21 protein-coding genes are annotated in these 17051 nt (G+C 61.6%); 1 reads left to right on the forward strand and 20 read right to left on the reverse strand.

The features are described from left to right. Positions 1-23: 23 nt before the first annotated feature. A complete protein-coding gene (locus LOL23_RS16175; protein ID WP_237173908.1) occupies positions 24-434 on the forward strand; it encodes a very short patch repair endonuclease in 411 nt (136 codons plus the stop codon). A 61-nt stretch (positions 435-495) separates the two neighbouring features. Here LOL23_RS16175 and LOL23_RS16180 read toward each other — a convergent pair whose 3' ends face one another. The 20 genes from LOL23_RS16180 to LOL23_RS16275 form a co-directional block, all read right to left on the reverse strand. Continuing rightward, the gene (locus tag LOL23_RS16180) at positions 496-2100 is read right to left on the reverse strand and encodes a type IV secretion system DNA-binding domain-containing protein (protein WP_237173909.1); all 1605 of its coding nucleotides are present in this window, start codon (positions 2098-2100) and stop codon (positions 496-498) included. A gap of 11 nt (positions 2101-2111) precedes the next feature. Beyond that, positions 2112-2546 carry a hypothetical protein gene (locus LOL23_RS16185; protein ID WP_237173910.1) on the reverse strand — a complete coding sequence of 145 codons (435 nt, stop codon included), beginning with the start codon at positions 2544-2546 and terminating at the stop codon, positions 2112-2114. A gap of 11 nt (positions 2547-2557) precedes the next feature. Continuing rightward, complete coding sequence (gene stbB, locus LOL23_RS16190; protein WP_237173911.1) at positions 2558-3265, reverse strand: StbB family protein; 708 nt, start codon at positions 3263-3265, stop codon at positions 2558-2560. Then, a complete protein-coding gene (locus LOL23_RS16195) occupies positions 3262-3714 on the reverse strand; it encodes a hypothetical protein (RefSeq protein ID WP_237173912.1) in 453 nt (150 codons plus the stop codon). The genes stbB and LOL23_RS16195 overlap by 4 nt, the downstream gene beginning before the upstream one ends. 31 nt (positions 3715-3745) lie before the next feature. Then, positions 3746-4204, reverse strand: coding sequence for a hypothetical protein (locus LOL23_RS16200; RefSeq protein WP_237173913.1), 459 nt, complete (start codon positions 4202-4204; stop codon positions 3746-3748). Positions 4205-4609: 405 nt separating this feature from the next. Further along, entirely contained in the window at positions 4610-5527 is a 918-nt protein-coding gene (locus LOL23_RS16205) for a TrfA (protein ID WP_237173914.1), read from the reverse strand. 122 nt (positions 5528-5649) lie between these two features. After that, positions 5650-6669: a P-type DNA transfer ATPase VirB11 gene (gene virB11, locus LOL23_RS16210; protein WP_237173915.1), complete on the reverse strand. Its 1020-nt coding sequence runs from the start codon at positions 6667-6669 to the stop codon at positions 5650-5652. Further along, the gene (gene virB10 / locus LOL23_RS16215; protein WP_237173916.1) at positions 6647-7780 is read right to left on the reverse strand and encodes a type IV secretion system protein VirB10; all 1134 of its coding nucleotides are present in this window, start codon (positions 7778-7780) and stop codon (positions 6647-6649) included. Before virB10 ends, virB11 begins: the two co-directional genes overlap by 23 nt. Positions 7781-7790: 10 nt before the next feature. Then, positions 7791-8663 carry a TrbG/VirB9 family P-type conjugative transfer protein gene (locus LOL23_RS16220; RefSeq protein ID WP_237173917.1) on the reverse strand — a complete coding sequence of 291 codons (873 nt, stop codon included), beginning with the start codon at positions 8661-8663 and terminating at the stop codon, positions 7791-7793. Positions 8664-8690: 27 nt separating this feature from the next. Continuing rightward, the gene (locus LOL23_RS16225) at positions 8691-9377 is read right to left on the reverse strand and encodes a VirB8 family type IV secretion system protein (protein ID WP_237173918.1); all 687 of its coding nucleotides are present in this window, start codon (positions 9375-9377) and stop codon (positions 8691-8693) included. Positions 9378-9380: 3 nt separating this feature from the next. Next, a complete protein-coding gene (locus LOL23_RS16230) occupies positions 9381-9518 on the reverse strand; it encodes a conjugal transfer protein (RefSeq protein WP_237173919.1) in 138 nt (45 codons plus the stop codon). A gap of 84 nt (positions 9519-9602) precedes the next feature. Then, positions 9603-10490, reverse strand: a complete 888-nt coding sequence (locus tag LOL23_RS16235; protein ID WP_237173920.1) for a TrbL/VirB6 family protein — start codon at positions 10488-10490, stop codon at positions 9603-9605. 74 nt (positions 10491-10564) lie between these two features. Beyond that, positions 10565-11269, reverse strand: a complete 705-nt coding sequence (locus tag LOL23_RS16240; protein WP_237173921.1) for a TrbJ/VirB5 family protein — start codon at positions 11267-11269, stop codon at positions 10565-10567. Positions 11270-11346: 77 nt separating this feature from the next. Next, complete coding sequence (locus tag LOL23_RS16245; protein ID WP_237173922.1) at positions 11347-11727, reverse strand: twin-arginine translocation signal domain-containing protein; 381 nt, start codon at positions 11725-11727, stop codon at positions 11347-11349. A gap of 189 nt (positions 11728-11916) precedes the next feature. Beyond that, complete coding sequence (locus LOL23_RS16250) at positions 11917-12465, reverse strand: hypothetical protein (RefSeq protein ID WP_237173923.1); 549 nt, start codon at positions 12463-12465, stop codon at positions 11917-11919. Between the two features lie 11 nt (positions 12466-12476). After that, the gene (locus LOL23_RS16255; protein ID WP_237173924.1) at positions 12477-14921 is read right to left on the reverse strand and encodes a VirB4 family type IV secretion/conjugal transfer ATPase; all 2445 of its coding nucleotides are present in this window, start codon (positions 14919-14921) and stop codon (positions 12477-12479) included. 10 nt (positions 14922-14931) lie between these two features. Then, positions 14932-15252: a VirB3 family type IV secretion system protein gene (locus LOL23_RS16260; RefSeq protein ID WP_237173925.1), complete on the reverse strand. Its 321-nt coding sequence runs from the start codon at positions 15250-15252 to the stop codon at positions 14932-14934. Positions 15253-15255: 3 nt separating this feature from the next. Beyond that, positions 15256-15576 carry a TrbC/VirB2 family protein gene (locus LOL23_RS16265; protein WP_237173926.1) on the reverse strand — a complete coding sequence of 107 codons (321 nt, stop codon included), beginning with the start codon at positions 15574-15576 and terminating at the stop codon, positions 15256-15258. A 77-nt stretch (positions 15577-15653) separates the two neighbouring features. Then, complete coding sequence (locus LOL23_RS16270) at positions 15654-16388, reverse strand: lytic transglycosylase domain-containing protein (protein WP_237173927.1); 735 nt, start codon at positions 16386-16388, stop codon at positions 15654-15656. After that, complete coding sequence (locus LOL23_RS16275; RefSeq protein WP_237173928.1) at positions 16331-16996, reverse strand: TrbM/KikA/MpfK family conjugal transfer protein; 666 nt, start codon at positions 16994-16996, stop codon at positions 16331-16333. Before LOL23_RS16275 ends, LOL23_RS16270 begins: the two co-directional genes overlap by 58 nt. Positions 16997-17051 lie beyond the last annotated feature (55 nt).

The following is a 17051-nucleotide window of genomic DNA, read 5'->3' on the forward strand; positions in this document are numbered from 1 at the left end:
GCCGAGCTAGGATATAGTGGTCTATGGACACGTTCACCCCTTCCCAGCGTTCGGCGCTGATGAGTCGCATTCGGCACAGGGATACGAAGCCCGAAGTCACTGTGCGTTCGCTGCTGCACGCACTGGGTTACAGGTTTCGGCTGCATCGTAAAGACCTGCCGGGCAAGCCAGACATTGTCCTTCCCAAATACCGAAAGATCGTGATGGTGCATGGTTGCTTTTGGCACGGTCACTCATGCCGACGTGCATCAAAGCCAAAGTCGAATCAAGAGTATTGGATACCGAAGATCGCTGCAAACCGACAACGAGATGCGCGCAATGTCGCCGAACTGAAGCGGCTGGGTTGGTCGGTACTCGTGCTGTGGGAGTGCGAGATCAAGGATATTTCGGCGATAGACCAACGGTTAAGAGAGTTCCTTGGTCCGAAACGATGAGATGTGCACGACGCTGTGATTACGATTGACCAAGTGCGGGTTGGCCGCGAAGGTCGGAGAGCTACGTCGAGAGCTCATCGAATGCCGCTGCAGCGCTCGTAAAATCTCGCAGGCGCATATTTACTCTCGTGATTGGAAAACCCCCAGCCAGAGCAATGTACCCGTCCAGCGATGGCAGCGACTGTATCTGCGCTGCCGTCACGACATCCTCGACCGTCCGATCTACGTTGTCGGACGTATTCCGATGATCCGCGCTGCGGCTGATGCTGAACTTGGGTCGCTCAACTTCATGCTTACCTAGGCTTTCGCTCATATCCTTCGCTGTCTGCGGATCGGTGCGTGATCCGCCCAGTACCGCGAGATTTCGGAAGCTCGCACGGATGGTAGTGGCCATGGTGCGTCCGTAGATGTGTTCCAGCTGGGATGTGCTCTGCAACCCGGCTACGATGCGCAGGCCGTTTTTCCGCCCTTTGGTCAGACCGGCTTCCAGTGAGGGCAGAGCTTCCAGGCTGGCTAGTTCATCAATGAAAAGCCACCAGCGGCGGTGAGCGCTTTCAGACATGGACAGAATCGAAGTGATGAACACGTCGGCCCAGGATGACACCAGCGGTTTCATGGAACTCATCATGTCTTCGCGCCAGTTGATATACAGGTTGCCGCCGTCTGCCGTGGTTAGCCAATCCCGAATGGAAAATTTTCCCGGCTTCATGCCGGTGTGCTCCGACAGCTTATTCGACAGCACGAAGCGCGCGGAAGACAGTGCTTTGCTGGCTTCGCTCGAGCCGACAAACAGGGATTCGGCCAAGGTGCCTTCCAGGAACTGTTTTAAGACTTTGGGATCCTCGATGGTGCAGAGGCGAAACAAGTCCATGATGCTCGCTTCGTCGCCTTGCATCTGATGGAGTTTCTTGGCGGTCTCGCGCAGCAACAGCCGTCCGAAGTCGTTCCATTCTTCGGCGTTCTTGTCCTGGCTCATGGGAACCAAGGAATGCGCCAGACGCTTCCAGTCGTAGTCGGCGCGAACTTCATTGAAGAATGACCAGCCCTGGCTGCGGGCATCGTAGGGGTTGAGGATCACATCGTTGGGTTGCCAGAACTTGCTGAGCAGATCGCCGTTGGGGTCGATCACAATCATGCGATCATTGCGGTCCGGCGTTCGGCCTGGCAAACCGAGTATCAAGCCGTGCTTTGAACGCTTGAGTACGGAAGCGGCCATGTTTCGCAACAGCACCGATTTACCGGAACCGGTGGCGCCACTGATGAGCAGATGCAGGTTCTCATTTGCGGTCGGCATAGGGATGCCGCCGACGTCGATCTGCAGTTTGCCGCGCTCTTCGCACTGGCGGGCCAGGCCTTTTGCAGTGGTGGTGCGGGTGCCCCGCACGAAGCGTTTATAGCCCGCACCCTCGAACCCTTCCGTACTTGCTGTGCGCCCAATAAACAGGATGAGCATCAGGGCCAGGGCTAAGCCGATACCCAGCGCGCCGTAGAGCAATGGGTACTGCGGTGTCAGCATCACGAAATGCCGGATGGTTCGGGCGTTCCAGTCACGCCAATGCATGTGGCTGCCCCAGGTGGCGACCGCCATCCAGGCCGCAATAGGGAAGAGTGCCAATGAAAAGGCGGCAATGCGCCGCCGGGTGATGGGAGAGATCAGGGTGGACATGGTGCGGGTTCTCAAGAGATCAGAATCTGGCCCAGGGCCAAGCCTGCCAGCAAGCCTCCGAGTATGCCTGCTGCGCCGCCCACCATCAGGGCGATGAGCGCCATGCGTCGTGCAGATCGGTGGGCGATGCAGGCGTACTGCGCGGCATCCCGGGCCAATTGGTCCAGTCGGGTGCCGGTGTCTCCAAGCATGGCCCGAATGGCATGTTGAGCCTGCTGGCTGATGGGTTTCGCCGACGCTTCCATTGTGGCGGTCAGATGGCGGCTGAGTTGCTGGGGCAAGACTTGCTGCGCCTCGCCCATGGTCTGCATGTTTTTTTGCATTGCATCGAGGCTTTGGGTGGCGGCTTCCAGTCTGTCCACGAGGCCGGCCACTTCCCCCAGTACCTCGTGATACAGCAAGTCCAGTTTGGTACGCGCACCACGAGGATTCGAGTGTGATTCCATGATGGCCGTACTCAGGAAAACAGGGCGGCAAATGCCGCGTTCATTTGCCTGTCCACAGGCTTGGCCAGGGCGCGCAGGGCGTGGCGGTTGCTCAACAGTGAAATGCGGGCATGGTCTTCGGGGTCGGCAGCCCGGAGTAGGCCGCGGTAATCGGTCTGATCGGCCAGCACGTCAGCGATCGTGGTGCGTTGGTCGGCCAGTAGTTCAAAGACTTCATTTTCGTAGATGGCAGCGTGCGGGTTGGCTTGCACTTCGCCGGTCTTGGCCGCATAGGCCAGGATCGAGGGAAACTCATCCTGTACGCTGCTATCGACCCGGTTGAAGAGAATCCGCACCCGCTCAGGGTCAACGCCCAGTTCGGCCAGGGCGGCGACGGTTTTGATAGTTTCGCGCTGGGCCTTGCCCGTATTGATGACCGGCAGCACGAAGTAGCTCATTTCCTCGTGCGCGCCTTCGTAGCGCATCATGTGCGTCAGAAAATCCTCGATGTTGCTGGCCCCGACATCGACAATCGCATCGTCGCGGGTCAGCAGTTCGCGGAACAGGCGGCCAAAGTGTTCGCCGCGCAACTGATCGACGTTCAGGCCCAGGTCGGCCCCGGTTTCATTGGTGGACTCCACCGCAAAGATTTGCGCTCCGTTCATGCGGGGTGCCAGAAGATGGGAGGCGACGACGGTTTTGCCTACGGAGCCGGTGTAGTTCAGGACGGCGACTTTCATGGTTCATTCCTTTTCGATGGGGTGGATTCAGGGGATGCGGCGCGGTTGGCCAGTCCTTCGCGGCGCAAGGCTTCGAGGTCTACCCGCATGTCGCGGATTTTGCGCAGGTCGCCGGGCGTCCGGATGTTGCGCGGTCGGCCCTGGATGGCGTCCAGCTCTGGCGCGAGTGGGGTCGCGGGGCTGCGAGAGGGTTTCGCCGCCGGGGCTGGGCTGCTGGGGGATGCCCGCCTGGCTTTGCGCCAGCGGTACAGGGTGATGGCGTAGGTGCTGCGCTGGACGCTCAGGCCCGCTGCGGCCAGATCATCCAACACGGCGGCATGAGGAACGCCCGCGGTCAGTTCGGCTTCGATCAGGGGGAACAGTGCGCGTAGCTGTGCCGCGATGCTGATACGGGGATCCAGGGCCGCGAGCGCGGCCCGGTAGCGTGCGATGGAGGGAGAGTCATTCATAGGTTTCCAGAATCGGTGGTGGTGCGCGCGCTTAGCGCGACAGCTCGGGAAAGACGGTGGACTGCTTGCCCACCAGCCAGGAGCGGCCGGTGGCCAGGGCTTCGCCGTAGGCGGATTGCTCATCGGTGAATGGCCCGGAATCGCCCTGGGCGATGAATTGCCCGCCGCCAACCTCTTCGCCCGCTTCAAGCAGGCGCAGGGTGAAACCGCCGGTATGGGTTTGATGGGGCACGATCTCAAAGGAAAACCGCAGCTGGGCCTGTGTAACTTCGTCATGAAACTGCCTGGAGACGGCAGACAGGCGCGCCGCCCATTCCGGGCCGATGCGATCCAGGGCATCGGCGATGCTGTAGCCGCAGTCGCGCAGCCAGTCGCTGCGATTGAGCACCAGGGCGGCGGTCAGTGCTTCGCCCAGACTCATGGCGCCTATGCCGCAGAGGGCGGCTTGTTGAGTGATGCCAAGCATGCGGGTGTCGGGGGTCGTGTTCATGGGAACTCCTTTGCTTTGCAGCTTGAAAGGCAGTGACGGGGGTAAGAGAAGGTGGTTGCCCGGAAGGGCGGTTGTTGTCGTGGCCGACCGAAGCAGCCGCCGTGCGGCTGCCCAGCGTGGCGATGCAAGACGGCCTGAGTTACAGGCGTGGGCCGTCCGACTTATTCACAGGCCGGATAGGTAGAAGAAAGGTAGAAATAAGGTAGAAGGCGCTGGCATGGCTGGAAAGCCCCTGTTCATGCGGGTGTCCAGAAATGAGGCGCGATGTTGTGACGATAAAGCGCGATGCTATGACGAAAGACCGCGACCTTATGACGCGCCCGGCGCGATGCTATGACGACGGGAAAAGTGACTTATCCACAGGCTGTTTCTGGTGTGAAAGCGCGATGCTATGACGATGGAAAGCTACCGATCCAGCCGCGTCCAGACCGCCTGTTCATGGCCCCGGATTGCAGCCTCAATCCGGGGTTCAGCGATGACTTTCAGGGCTTCCAGTTCGGCCAAACTGCGCTCCAGCGTCGCCCGAAAATCGCGCATGCGTCCGGTGTATTGCGCCCGCTGCTTGAGGATTTCCAGGCTGTATTTCTGCTGGATGTCGGCAGACGTGCCGATCAGGCGTTGCAGGCTTTTGGACAGGTCGTGGCGCATTTGCAGGCGCTTGGCCCAGTCCACCAGGGCATATTCCCGGTTGCCAAAGATTTGCGCCCAGCGCGGGTCGGCGTACAGGGTGTAGCTGCCGCTGGCTTCGTGGTAATCGAAACCGCCCAGCATGGCGAGTACGCGGGTCGAGGGATGCTTGCCATAGCTGTACTTCACCGAGCCATCCTTGCGGCGCGCTTCGATGCACAGGGTAAAGCGGGCCAGGTCTTTCATGCCCTCGTGCAGCCATTCGTAGGCGCTGCCGCCGGTGGGCCTGCCCATGCCGCGCAGGAAGTCCGCCCGGTTGATGACGGGCGCTTCGCCCAGCAAGGCGGTGGTTTGCAGATACATGGCGTGCATCCAGATGTCGGCATGGTCTTCACTCAATTGCTTGCCGGAACCTTTGAGCAGGATATGCGCGCCTTCCAGAAACACGGTGTCGTCATGCAAGGGGCGCCAGCCCCGGCGCACCGGCGCGAAGATGGCGCTGCGGGCGATGTAGTTGGGGATGGCTCGGGCGGTTTCGTTGATGCCCGGCAGGATGAATGGGGCGGGCGTCGTGGCCTGCTTTTCAGCGGCGTCGGCGATGGCCTGGGCTGCTTTTTGCTGGGCGCGCTGCATGGCGGCCGACAGGCGCAGCAGGTTGTTGTCTTGGTGAAAAGGCGCACGGGTGGATGTGCTCATGGGGCAAGCTCCAGAAGAGCCCATGCAAGGCCCGCCCGGAACGTGCGCAGTGCCTCACACGGGTTTCAGGGGGTGGGGCGACCGGGCAAGATGAGCCGGGCCGCAACAAAGGGGAATAGGTGTCAGACGCGGGTCTGTCGCCGTGGCTCAAACCAGAGTTCTTTCAGGCGGAAGCGCTCGAAGTGCAGCACGAGGTCTACCGTCTGGCGCAGAAAGGCCTGGATGGTCGGCAGGTCGAGATTGCCGCCCGTAGGCGATTGCTTGATCAGCATGGCCAGGCGGTCGAAGGTGTCGGCTGCGCCATTGGCGTGGGTGGTGGTGACCGATCCCGGATGGCCGGTATTGAGCGCGGCCAGATAATCCCAGGTTTCGGGGCCGCGCAGTTCGGCCAGGAAAATTCTGTCTGGCGACAAACGCATGCAGGCGACCAGGCTTTCGGTGGCGGATACGCGACCGCGCGCGCCGCCATACATGAGGTGTACCCGGTTTCTGTGCCGGGGCAGGATCAGTTCATGAACATCCTCAATCGTCACCAGCCGTTCATCGACCGGCACGAGGTCGATGAGTGAGCGGGCAAACGTGGTTTTGCCTGAGCCTGTCGCACCAGAGATCACTAGATTCTTGCGCGCCAGAACCGCCTCATGCAGAAAGCCGGGGAGGTCGCCAGCGGTCTTGAGCGCCATCAGCGCCTGATCGGTGTGCGACAGGCCATCCGCCGAAAAGCCTGCACTGGCGTCCTGGGTGGCTGCAAACGCGCCTTGCACGAGCAGTTCTTCCAGAGACAGCGCGACTTGTGCATGCTTGCGGATATTGATGGCCAGGGTGCCGTCGATGCAGGCCGGGGGCTGCACGATCTGGCCGCGCTCGCCGTCGGGCAGGATGACCGACTGTATGGGGCTGCGGGCCATGTGGTTGTAGGCCGCCAGGGCGGTGGCCAGGGCTTCCAGATGCGGGTAGGTCAGCGCCGGGCAGTCATGCAGCACCCAGGCGCCGCGCACGCGGGTATACAGCTCCCCGGCGCGCACGATGGCGATTTCCGTCACGTTGGGGTCGGCCAGATGCCGGGATAAAGGCCGCAGAAAGGTGCGTACCGCAATCGAGCGGTCAAAAGGGATGGGGTCAGTGGATGGGTTCGAGCTCATAGACGTGGCTGAAGTCCAGATCGCGGGCGACCATGATGCCGATGCGCTCGCCCTGGTTTTTGTAAAGCGTGGGGGGAATGTCCAGAGACTTTTCCAGAATCTTGGCGACCGCTTCCTGGCCGCCTTCGGCGGTGTTGTCGAAGCGGATGTTGTTGCTGCCCGATTGCCCCTGGTTGGAAGCCCAGTTGCCGAAGTCGCCGACCAGCGACAGCAGAATGGCGTTGCCGAATCGCTCCCAGAAATGGTTGTCGATATGGCCGTCCAGCCCGGCTTCCCCCAGCGGGCCGGTGCCGGGGGAAGCCAAGTCCACGATGATGCCGGTGGGCGTCTCCAGCCGGTTCCACGTCACGAAAGCGCGGGCCTGGCCCTGCTGGATGCCGCCCGACTGATAGCCGGTGAACTTGGTGCCTGCGTCGATCAGCTTGACCTTGCCGTTGGCGCTCATCACGTCGTGTGTCGCCAGGCAAGTCAGCAGGCCGGGCTGGGTGCTGACCAGTTTCGTCTGCAAGGTGCAGTCGATCATGGTGCCTTGCGTCAACAGGAAATTGCGGTCGCCCAGCTGCCCGGCGACGGAGGGGGCAAGTTCCAGCGGCCGCAGCTTGTCGGCGAGCGGCCCTGCATCGCTGTAGGGGCCATTGGGGCCGACCGGCTGGTTGTTTGCCGTGCTTCCGCCTTCCGCGCCGCCTGCTTGCAGCGGGCTGGCAAGCCGACGCTGGGCCACTTCATCCACAGGCGGCGGTGCGGCGGGCGCAGGCGGCGGGACAGCGTAGCGGGGGATGGCCACTGGCTCGGGGGCCGGTGGCGGCAAGGGAGTTGGGGGTGCTGGCCGTTCTACCTTGGGAGCCGAGAGGCGGTTGGTAATGCCGCTATGATCGGCTTCAAGGCCGTTATCGGCCTTTGCGCCGGGTTCCCGGCCCCAGGTTTTCAGGAGCACACCGACGGCTACAGCGGTGGCGACCAGTATGGTGAGCCAGAGAAAAGCCCGAGCGCCGCGTGGGGCGCTGCGCCCGGTGACGTCCAGATTCAGAGTGTCGCGCTCCAGGCCGGGGGTGGCAGCGGGCGTATCCCGCTGCGCGGCTGCCGGGGCCGGGCTGTGTTCGTTTTCCGTCATGGGAGTTCCTTCATTGCGTGACTTCGCGGATGCGCAGGGTGGGCGAAGGCGCGGCGGCTCGGCTTTGCTGTGCAGTCTCGCCCTTGATGCTGCGACGCACTGCCGGTGAGGTGGTGCCGGTATGGGCTGGTACGGGTGTCGCACCGTAGGCGTCGTTGTGGATTGCTAGTACCTGATTGCCCAGGCGCAGATGCCAACGCGCGGCGGTACGATGCAGGACCATGGTGCGCTCATCCGCCATGTGGTGGTTGGTAATGACTTCCTGGCCGTCCGGGGTGACGCGGTACACCGTGGGGATGTCGGCTTCGGGAGCGAATTGCAGCCAGGTCTGACGGCCATCGTCCCAGGCGTGTACCGGCGCGATGGCCGCATCGCCGCTACGCGTATAGGCCATCCAGTTCACAGGGTTGTCTGCGGTTTGCAAGGCGCGTTCAACGGCTGCCTTTTGCGCCGCTTGCGCGCGTTGCCGGGCCTGCACTTCCGGGTATCGGATCACCAGCTTGTAAAGGGCGGGCGCGCCGCGGTTGTCACTGTAGGAAAGCCTGAAGGTGTAATCGCGCCGGTCGGTGATGACGATGAGGTTGGTGTCGGCATCCTCTGCGGTCGGTTTGAAGAACAGATGGTTGTTCTTGCGGGTAAAGGCATAAGCCTTACTGTCGCCGAAGACGTGATAGAGATAGCTTTCGCCGGGTTCCAGCATGATGTGTGTGGCGACGCCGATGACTGCATCGAGCTGGATCACATCAGCAGGGTTGTAGTTCACATAGCGCACGCGATGATCAAACCGCGAAGAACGCGGATTCTCCAGCGCCAGGGCGCTGGCAGGCAGGGACAGGCACAGCAGCAGCGCCAGCGCCTGCCGGGTAAGGACGTGTTCAAACATGGGGATTCCTTCTGATCCATGCCGGTGTCAGCGCGACAGGTCGGCAGCCAGGTCGTAGCGCATCACCTGAAAACCCAGCGGGTTGCGGCGGGCGACTACTTCGGTCAGCGGCACATCGGCGTACTGATAGGCCATGGTGGCAATTAGATGCCGGACCTTGGTGATGTTGCCGGTGGTGACTTCCCGCTCTGCCTTGGTGAACCGGACAATGGCCGACTGGTTTGCCCCGAGGGTGATGGAATGAACCTGCACATCGACCGTGCTCAGAGTGCCCAGGCGGGTTGTGACGGCATCCGGCCCTTCAAACCGCTGGCCGTATTGCGTCTGGATGGGGACGGAAGATAGCAGGGCGCAGGTGTCGAATTGTTCCTGAATGGTCTGCCAGCTATAGCTTTCACAGTTCAGCACATAGGCGTTCAGGAAATACTTGGCTATGCGCTGGCCGTAGTCTTCCATGGGTTGGCCCAGGGTGCTGACATGCTCGATGGCGCCGGTGGCGTTATCGACCCGCACCACATACATTTCCGGGGGCTGCTTCAAGGGGGCGAGTCCAGCCACGGCCAGGACGGACGCGAAAGCGATGAGGCCCGCGCCGATGGCAACCTGCCAGGCGCGTTTGCGGCTTCTAACGAGTTCGCCGAGGTGGTCGCGCTCCAGGCCGCGAGACTCTTCCAGCCAGGCGGCGATGTCTTCCGATTTAAGGGCTTCTGACACGGCTCAGACTCCTTGGGTAATCGGTGGCGTGGCGTTGACCGGAACGCGCGGAGCATCAGCGGGTTGGGGCGGCTGGGGCGCGTGAAAGGCGCAGCCAGCCAACAGCCCGGCCAGCGCCAGGGCGGCAAAGCGTTTTTGCATGGGAAAGGCTCCTGTCCTGCCGGGCTGGCAGAAAGGTGAGGATGGAAAGGGGCTGGCCCGATGTGGGCCGAGAAGGCGGTTTGACTACTTGGCGCGTAGCCGCAGCATGTTGCGCAGTCGCATGATGGAGAATGCGCCACGGGCAGCGGAGCCAACACCAAGCTGAGCGCCGAAGCCGTTGGAAAGACCGGCGGCGAGGCCGGGGATCATGACCATGATGACCAGGCTTGCCGCGCCTACCAACACCTGCGCGCCGAACAGCGAGAGCACGTCCGTCATGCCGGTTTCTATCTGGTCAGCAATCATGCGGATCAACTGGATGTTAATCTGCAGGATGAGGCCGAAGACGAGCCCGGCGAGCAAGGCCAGGAAGATGAAGTTCAGGGCTTGTGATATCCAGCTGTTGAACAGCTGCCGCGTAGGCTCAAATAGGGTGGCAGCAATGAATATCGGGCCCGCAGCGACAATCAGCGCCATCCCTACCTTACAGACCACGATGATTACCATGATGATGCTGCCCACTACGGCGGCGTTGATCCGTAGCAGCGTTGCCAAGATACTGACCAGCACCTCTCTTGTTGAGGGCATGAAGTTGTACCAGGGTCGGTTGCTTGCGCCCAGCATGGCGTTGGACGCTTCACTGGTTTCATTTTGCAGCCTGTCTACTTCCAGTGCGACGTTGCCTGTGCCCAGCGCCAGTTGGCTGACATCGTCTGGCAAAGCGATCATGGTGTTGGCAATATCGCTTTGGTAGAGTCCGCCCACACCAAAAATCATGGAAATAATCGCAACGAGAATGGCTTTACGGAAGAACTCAGTCACCGTCATATTGCTCTGACCGTGCATGAGGGCAAAGGCGTACACCACGAATTGAAGTGTGAGACCCACGACAATCACCGGCATGAGGGCTTCAAACAGCGCTTGCATCGGACCGGTCACGGCATCAGCCAAGACGCTTTCTGTTTGGTTCATAACCCATTCCGCGATTTCGCTGGGGGCTGGTGGTGGCGCGACGGCTGGGGTGAGACTGGCCATGATGCTACGCCCTATTCAGCGGTATCGGCGGTTGCGTCTGACCCCCTGCCGTTCCCGAACCAGCCGCCGTATACCCGTTCCGCCCGGGCTTGCAGCAGGTGCCGCTCCGCTTCCAGTTGCTGGGCGGCAAGCTGAATACGAGTCTGTTCTGCAGCAATATTGGCTTGTTCAATTTGGATACGGGCCTGTAGCTCGGCAATTTCCTTCGGGTTGGTGGTCTGGTTGATTTTGTCTTGCAAGGTATCAACACTGGAGAGCCTGCGTGTCATGGAGTCATAGGCCCGTTCGCTCATGGCCTTTGCGGTGGCCTCAATGTTCAGTGCGCGCTTCGAGAGCTCCTGGCGATCCTCTTGGAAATCCACCGGGGCCATCACATCATCTGTAATGCGGGATACATCACCGTTCAAGCTTGAGCTACCGGCGCGGCTCAGAAGATCATCGGCGTTGGAGGGCAGGGCGGCGCGAAGCTGATTGCGGATGTCGTAATCATTTGTCAGATTGCCGTAGCCGCTGGATTCCGTGAAAGCGGCCAGTTGGCTTTTTGCCGTTGCCAGTTGCTCCGTCAGGTTCTGCAACTGGTCGCGGGCCGTCAGTAATTGCTCCTGCAATTGGGCGATAGTGGCCGCGTCAACGGTAGGAATGCCGCTGGCGTAGGCCGGATTCAGGAAAGCAGCGGACAGGGCTACGCCCGCCGCAAGAAATTTGTAGCGTGTCATGGGGAAGCTCCGGGAAAGAATGACGGCGCGCAGAGTCGCCGTATTCGGGTGCCGCGCTCGGTGTGAGCGGGAAGGGTCTACTTTTTCGAGATGGCGGCCTGGTATTCGGCCTCTGTGATACGACGAGCCTTCAGGCTGTTGGAGACAATTTCATCATCCGCTTCTTTGTAGGCGACCTGAGTGTTATCGGCCACCACAAGGATGTTGTCGGCGCTCTTGAGCACCGCCGGGGCGCTGTTGGAGCGATAGCCGACTTTGCCCAGGTTATTCCATGCAGTTTCCGTGAACAGGAAACGGTCGCCGTTACGTTCGATACGTACCAAAGTGGGGGGGTAGCGTCCGTTATCGGAATACCAATGCCCGATGAATTTCTCACCGTCCGGTTCCGTCTTGCATCCGGCCAGGACGGTCAGCAGGGTGGCTGCGCCGGCAGCGGTGATGAAATGCCTTCGATTCATGGGATGTTCCTATGGTGAGCGGTTATCAGGATAAGGCTGGTCGCGCTTGAACGCTGCCCAGGCGATGGCCACGCTGCAAGCGGCCCTGGCCTTTGTAAGCCAGTAGGCACGCTCAAAAGGTTTCAGAATGTTCCGCCGCCATACCTGTGGCCTCAGTGCGAGTGAGGCTGCGTTGCAGTTTGTCGGGCTTCACAGGCATAGGTCCGGCCCCTCCTGTTCCTCTCGTTGAGGCAGATCTAGCGCGCGATCGAAGCGCACGCCAATCAGGTCGGCGACCCGTTGATAGTCTTCCGGGGCGGGTGGGTGACCATTCACTTCGTGCACATGCAGGCTGTAATATTTCTCTACACCTTGCTCAAAATAGGCACGATCTTCGCTGGGGAACGTAGAGCGAAACCAGATTTCAGGGTTCATCCGTGGGTCGCTGCACGAGGGTTCGGCCAAACCGTAATCCCGTGCATGGCGCACCAGATCATCGGCATCAAGCGTGGCGCGGTCTAGTTCAATGTCGCGGGTATAGGTTTCGCCTGCCTCCAGGTCTTCATGCGTCCAGTGTTCGGCATGAATGGAAACGATGAAGGCATCTTCCGGTGGGTGGGTATCCGGGGCTTCCAGCCCCAGGCGGGCGTAGAAGTCCTGATTCTTGGCGGCTTGCAGATCATCGCGAGCCTGTACTTGTCGCTGTTTATCTTCAATTGCGTCGCGTTCCTTGCCCCGGTCGTAGTTGTCTTGTTTCATGGCTTATCTTCCTATGCGTTGGTCGTGCTCTGGCGGCTTTGCCGGACGGTGTCGAGATAAACGGGCAGCCAGGTGGTGGGGTCTGTTCCGGCCCGAGCGACGGCCTGTTCTGCAATTTCTGCCATGTCGGGGCTGCCGGAGAACACCAGCAGTTCGTCGTCGCAGCCGGATAAATCCAGCTGGGCGACGGTGACGCTGGAGCCTTGTTTGACCAGAAACTTGCGGCTGGCCTCGCCCAGCGTTTTCAAAAGCTCGAACTCGGCGACGGTCAAACCGAATCCTTCGATGTAATCGCGGGCACGGGCCCTCGGGTTGGGCAGCAGAATCAAGGTGGCCGTCTGTTGCACCAGAGAAGGGCCGACCGGGTTCTCTGTGATTGCGCCGGGCTCCTGGGTGGCGAAGGCCAGCACGCCGTTTTTCTTGCGGATGGTACGGCTGGCGTCTTGCATGTCCTCCTGGAAATGCCGGTCCTTTAGCGGATGCTGGCACTCATCGTACAAGTTGATGATGCGTCGGCCATCGTGCAGAGCGTCGATGCGGTGCTTCAGATACATCGTGGCCGCGCCTCGCACCGCGTCGTCGTCCAGAAGCTCGGTCAGGTCAAAGCCGAACAGGGCGGGCGTGCCGCCGTCGCTGGCGAGACTCAGTTCGTCGGCAGGGTTATCGAACACCCAGCCATATTCCCCGCCCTGGCACCAGGAGGCCAGCCGGGCGTGAATGGTGCTGGCGCTGTCATCCTCGCTGTAGGGATTGGGCAGTAGGGTATTGAGCGTCGAGAGCGTGCGGGCTTCCCGGTCGATGAGCGTGGTCAGTTGCTGCACGGCCTGGGTAATGTCGACATGTTGGCGTGTGCTGACGGCTTCGCCGCGGCGTTCGGCCAGCCACACCACCAGGCGCACCATGAACGCGACATTGCCCTTGGTGGGTTCCATCTGGAACGGGTTCCAACCGGTCGCTTCGCCCAGGCGGATATTGAAGTAGTCGCCGCCCAGCGCCATGATGAGCACCTGCATCCCCTGGTCTTTGTCCCAAACCACGCAGGTTGCGCCGAACTTCTGCGCCTGGGTAAGCAGCATGCCCTGCAGCACAGTCTTGCCGGTGCCGGTCATGCCGATAATCATGGTGTTGCCCGGGCGGCGCTTGCCGGTTTCATCCAGGTCTTCGATGGACGCATGGAAGTTGAAGAAGAAGGGGCTGCCGGTCCGGGTCTTGAGCAGGGTGACGGCCGGCCCCCAGGGGTTGCCCGCCGGTTTGCCGGTCAGCTGGTTGTGCAGGCTGGAGAAGCACAGAAAGTTCAGCGAGGTGATGGGCACCGGGCGCGGCCGCCAGTGCCAGTTGCCCGGCAGTTGTGCCCAGAACCCGGCTTCCAGCGCCCGTTCCAGCGGCCTGAAGCCGATGGCGTCTTCGGCCAGAGCCGTTGCGGTCTGCGCCAGCGCCTGGCGCACCCCTTCGGCGGTGTCGCCATAGAGCAGCAGGGTCGCGTGATGGTCACCCAGCCCCAGACGGCTGGAAGTCAGGTCGTCCATCGCCTGAGTCAGCTGGCTGATCTGGCTGTCGGCATCGTCTCCAGAATCGACCAGCAGCTTGTGATGCTTCTTGACCAGCTTCTTGGCGGCGGCTCCGGTATGGCTGCCCCATGACTGGGTGAGCACAAACTCATGCGGCAGGCCCAGCAGCCGGTCAAGGTGGCCGGGCTTGCTGCATTCGGGGTAGTCGCGCAGTTCCATCATTCCAAACAGGCGCGAGTCTGCGACGGTGCGCAGTTCCCCCAGTTCGCCATGGCGTCCGAAAATCGGTCTGGCGTAGGGCAGGGTGTCGCGCAAGCGCTCCCAGCTGACAGGCACAGGCCGATGCCGACCAGACAGCAGGAAGCCCAGGAACTCGGCGGTTTCACTGAAAGCAAAGCCCTTGCGATCCACGATTCCCAGGGTTTGCGGGTCATAGCGATACAGGCCCGCCGTCAGCGTGCGCAGTATGCCGCCCAGACGCTCGATGGATTCCCCCTGCCAGTGGGCGATGCGCTGGGCGTCGGCTTTCTCCAGGCTGGCGAAGGTGCCAAGGACGGGATCCTGCACTGGGTGAACCAGAACGCTCAGGTACAGATCGTTGACCATCAGGCCCGAAGCGTCGAACGTGGCCCGGTAAGCGGCGTCAAAGCGGGCGGCGAAAGGCTGGCTGAACGTGCTTTGCGGGTACTCGGTGACGCGGCGGCGCACGATATGCGAGTAGAGGCCGACCGAACCCATGGGCAGACCGCGCAGCACGTTATGCAGCGCTTCGATCCAGTCCTTCAGCTCGGCTGGCGCATAGGCGTCGGGCGCGCGGCCCGCGACCTTGATGACGGCCAGGTACTCGTGGTTATCGCAGGCGATGATCTGATCGGTGACATGGTGGGAATAAGGCAGGTAGCGTGAAACCCGCCGTTCATCCATGGCGAAGGTGGCGGCAGCAGTCATGGGGCATCCTTTATTTGATGAGCGTGCGCCAGGGGCGGCGGCGGTGATAGCCCTGCAGGGCGTAGCTGGAACCCTGCCAGAAGCGTTGATTGCGATTGCGGCGGCGGGTTTTCAGTTCAAGCCAGATCACATCCAGGGCTTTGTCGTCGTCGCGGGTGAGGACGGCCAGGGCGGGCATGACCACGAACAGCAGGCCCCACCAGGCCAGGCCCGCCGTCATGGCGATCATGGCCACGCACGCAAAGGCGCCCAGCAGCAGCTTGGTCGGGATGCCCATGAAGGTGGCCTTGCGCCCCAGCCCCTTGAAGACCGGGTAGGTATTCTCTGTCATGGCTTACTTCCAGAGCAGCACCACCAGTTCGGCGGCGGACCCGGCCAGGAGCACGCCGATCCCCCAACGGATGGCGTCGTCCTTGCGCATCACTTCGGCGGAATACAGCACGAAGATTATGATGCCGATGATGATGGCGGCAATCGGCAGAATGACATCCAGGTTGTCGCGTAGCGTCTGCAGGGTGGTTCGCGCCCGTGAAAGCCCGCCGATGGATTGGGCTGATGCAGTCTGATGGATGCAAAGCAGCAGGGCGGCTGTCGTAAGTTTGTTGATAAGTTGCAGTAACGGCGCAGCGCTTTTGATGCGTTTCAGTAGAGACATATAAAGGCTCCTGCCTCGGACGCCGGGCGGCGCGGGGCATTGGGTGAAGAAGCGAGGGGGGTGAAGCAGTCTGGGCGTCAGGCGTCCGGGTGCTGATTGGCGGCGGGGTCGCTGTCGCGTGATTGGGAAAAGCCGTCTGTGGCCGGGTTGGCGCTGAAACCGTCGGGCGTGCCTTCGGCCTGGGGCGGCGGTTCCTGTTGGGGCGGCTGTGCCGGTTCCGTAGGCTTATCTTGTGACGTTGAGCTTTTCGGCTCGATTTCCAATGGGGCCAGTGCCGGCACCTGAATCCGGGCTTGGGTCAGCACCTTGCCGACATAACCGTTGCCGAAGCCTCGGCTGAAATTGCCGGTGTTGTAGCAGGACAGAGCTGCGCGTAAGGCTTGCTGCGGGTCCTTGCGGCCGGGCAAAGCCCTGGCATAACAATCAGCCAGCACCGTTTGCGCGGCCGCCAGATTGCGGCAGGGGTCAAAGACGGTCGTGGCATCCAGCTTCAGCCAAGCCCAGTTGCGCACGTTGATCTGGCCCAGCCCGGCATCAAAGTCTATGCCCTGCTCAATCAGGCGTTGGGCCGCTGCGGTGGCTTCGGCAAGTGTGCGGGGTTGCCTTGGCAGATGTCGGCCCTTGTGATTCACGCCGATGGCGTACTGTTGGACGCGGGATTCATGACGAATGAGCGCATGCAGCGTGATGGGGTGAATATCGGGCGCGCAGCTCAGGGCCAGGGCGGCAAGTTCTGCGATCATCGCGCGTTTCCTCAGTATCCGTTTCGTCGCCTGGGGTCGGTCAGCGAGAAATTCCAGCCGCTGGCCCATACCCCGTTGTGATCGGCATCCCACTTGGCCTGCGCCGCCTCGTAGCCCTTGGCCTCGACCCAGCGCCCGCCCATGGCGGGCTTGCCCACATAGCGAACGGACAGCTCATGCGTCCAGGCGTGATCGTTGTAGACGACGCAATAGGTGGGTAGTTGGGTGAGCGTGACCGTGGGAAGCGGATAGACTTCATAGACTGTCTGCCCGCTGTCACCTCCGTATTCGCGCTTGCGCCATTTGTACGCAGTGGCGGCATAGGTACGGTTCAAAAACTCGGCATCACATTTCCCAGCACCGCGGGAAATCGCATCCACGCGCTCAGGCATGCCCGGGTCACTGGCTGCTGGGCATTCCGACAGAAAGGAACGTCTGGCCGCCACGGTCGCCGCCCAATCCAGGCCGTGCTTGTTGAATTTCTTAATGCCGAAGTAGTGGTCCAGGGAAGGGCTGCACTCACCAGGGCGCAGGCTGGACGACAGGCATAGCGTCGCTTCGCAGGCCAGGCGGGGAACACCGGTGAGCACTTCCAGGGTGCCGGCGGCATGGGCGGCAGGAGCCAGAACGCAGGCAAGCGCCAGCGCCCCGGCCCGCAGGGCGGGAGGGGTGTGCATGGGGAAGTCTCCGGGAAGGGGGTAAAGCAGGTGGCCGTAGGCAGGCCTGGGGGAG

Origin of the sequence: Paracandidimonas lactea (assembly GCF_021653995.1) — a bacterium.
Classification (GTDB): Bacteria; Pseudomonadota; Gammaproteobacteria; order Burkholderiales; family Burkholderiaceae_B; genus Allopusillimonas; species Allopusillimonas lactea.

What these genes read in the sequence shown, in the direction of transcription:
- LOL23_RS16175 (WP_237173908.1), top strand. Translation starts at nt 24, where the DNA reads ATGGACACGTTCACCCCTTCCCAGCGTTCGGCGCTGATGAGTCGCATT.
- LOL23_RS16180 (WP_237173909.1), bottom strand. Translation starts at nt 2,100, where the DNA reads ATGTCCACCCTGATCTCTCCCATCACCCGGCGGCGCATTGCCGCCTTT.
- LOL23_RS16185 (WP_237173910.1), bottom strand. Translation starts at nt 2,546, where the DNA reads ATGGAATCACACTCGAATCCTCGTGGTGCGCGTACCAAACTGGACTTG.
- stbB (WP_237173911.1), bottom strand. Translation starts at nt 3,265, where the DNA reads ATGAAAGTCGCCGTCCTGAACTACACCGGCTCCGTAGGCAAAACCGTC.
- LOL23_RS16195 (WP_237173912.1), bottom strand. Translation starts at nt 3,714, where the DNA reads ATGAATGACTCTCCCTCCATCGCACGCTACCGGGCCGCGCTCGCGGCC.
- LOL23_RS16200 (WP_237173913.1), bottom strand. Translation starts at nt 4,204, where the DNA reads ATGAACACGACCCCCGACACCCGCATGCTTGGCATCACTCAACAAGCC.
- LOL23_RS16205 (WP_237173914.1), bottom strand. Translation starts at nt 5,527, where the DNA reads ATGAGCACATCCACCCGTGCGCCTTTTCACCAAGACAACAACCTGCTG.
- virB11 (WP_237173915.1), bottom strand. Translation starts at nt 6,669, where the DNA reads ATGAGCTCGAACCCATCCACTGACCCCATCCCTTTTGACCGCTCGATT.
- virB10 (WP_237173916.1), bottom strand. Translation starts at nt 7,780, where the DNA reads ATGACGGAAAACGAACACAGCCCGGCCCCGGCAGCCGCGCAGCGGGAT.
- LOL23_RS16220 (WP_237173917.1), bottom strand. Translation starts at nt 8,663, where the DNA reads ATGTTTGAACACGTCCTTACCCGGCAGGCGCTGGCGCTGCTGCTGTGC.
- LOL23_RS16230 (WP_237173919.1), bottom strand. Translation starts at nt 9,518, where the DNA reads ATGCAAAAACGCTTTGCCGCCCTGGCGCTGGCCGGGCTGTTGGCTGGC.
- LOL23_RS16235 (WP_237173920.1), bottom strand. Translation starts at nt 10,490, where the DNA reads ATGAACCAAACAGAAAGCGTCTTGGCTGATGCCGTGACCGGTCCGATG.
- LOL23_RS16240 (WP_237173921.1), bottom strand. Translation starts at nt 11,269, where the DNA reads ATGACACGCTACAAATTTCTTGCGGCGGGCGTAGCCCTGTCCGCTGCT.
- LOL23_RS16245 (WP_237173922.1), bottom strand. Translation starts at nt 11,727, where the DNA reads ATGAATCGAAGGCATTTCATCACCGCTGCCGGCGCAGCCACCCTGCTG.
- LOL23_RS16250 (WP_237173923.1), bottom strand. Translation starts at nt 12,465, where the DNA reads ATGAAACAAGACAACTACGACCGGGGCAAGGAACGCGACGCAATTGAA.
- LOL23_RS16255 (WP_237173924.1), bottom strand. Translation starts at nt 14,921, where the DNA reads ATGACTGCTGCCGCCACCTTCGCCATGGATGAACGGCGGGTTTCACGC.
- LOL23_RS16260 (WP_237173925.1), bottom strand. Translation starts at nt 15,252, where the DNA reads ATGACAGAGAATACCTACCCGGTCTTCAAGGGGCTGGGGCGCAAGGCC.
- LOL23_RS16265 (WP_237173926.1), bottom strand. Translation starts at nt 15,576, where the DNA reads ATGTCTCTACTGAAACGCATCAAAAGCGCTGCGCCGTTACTGCAACTT.
- LOL23_RS16270 (WP_237173927.1), bottom strand. Translation starts at nt 16,388, where the DNA reads ATGGGCCAGCGGCTGGAATTTCTCGCTGACCGACCCCAGGCGACGAAA.
- LOL23_RS16275 (WP_237173928.1), bottom strand. Translation starts at nt 16,996, where the DNA reads ATGCACACCCCTCCCGCCCTGCGGGCCGGGGCGCTGGCGCTTGCCTGC.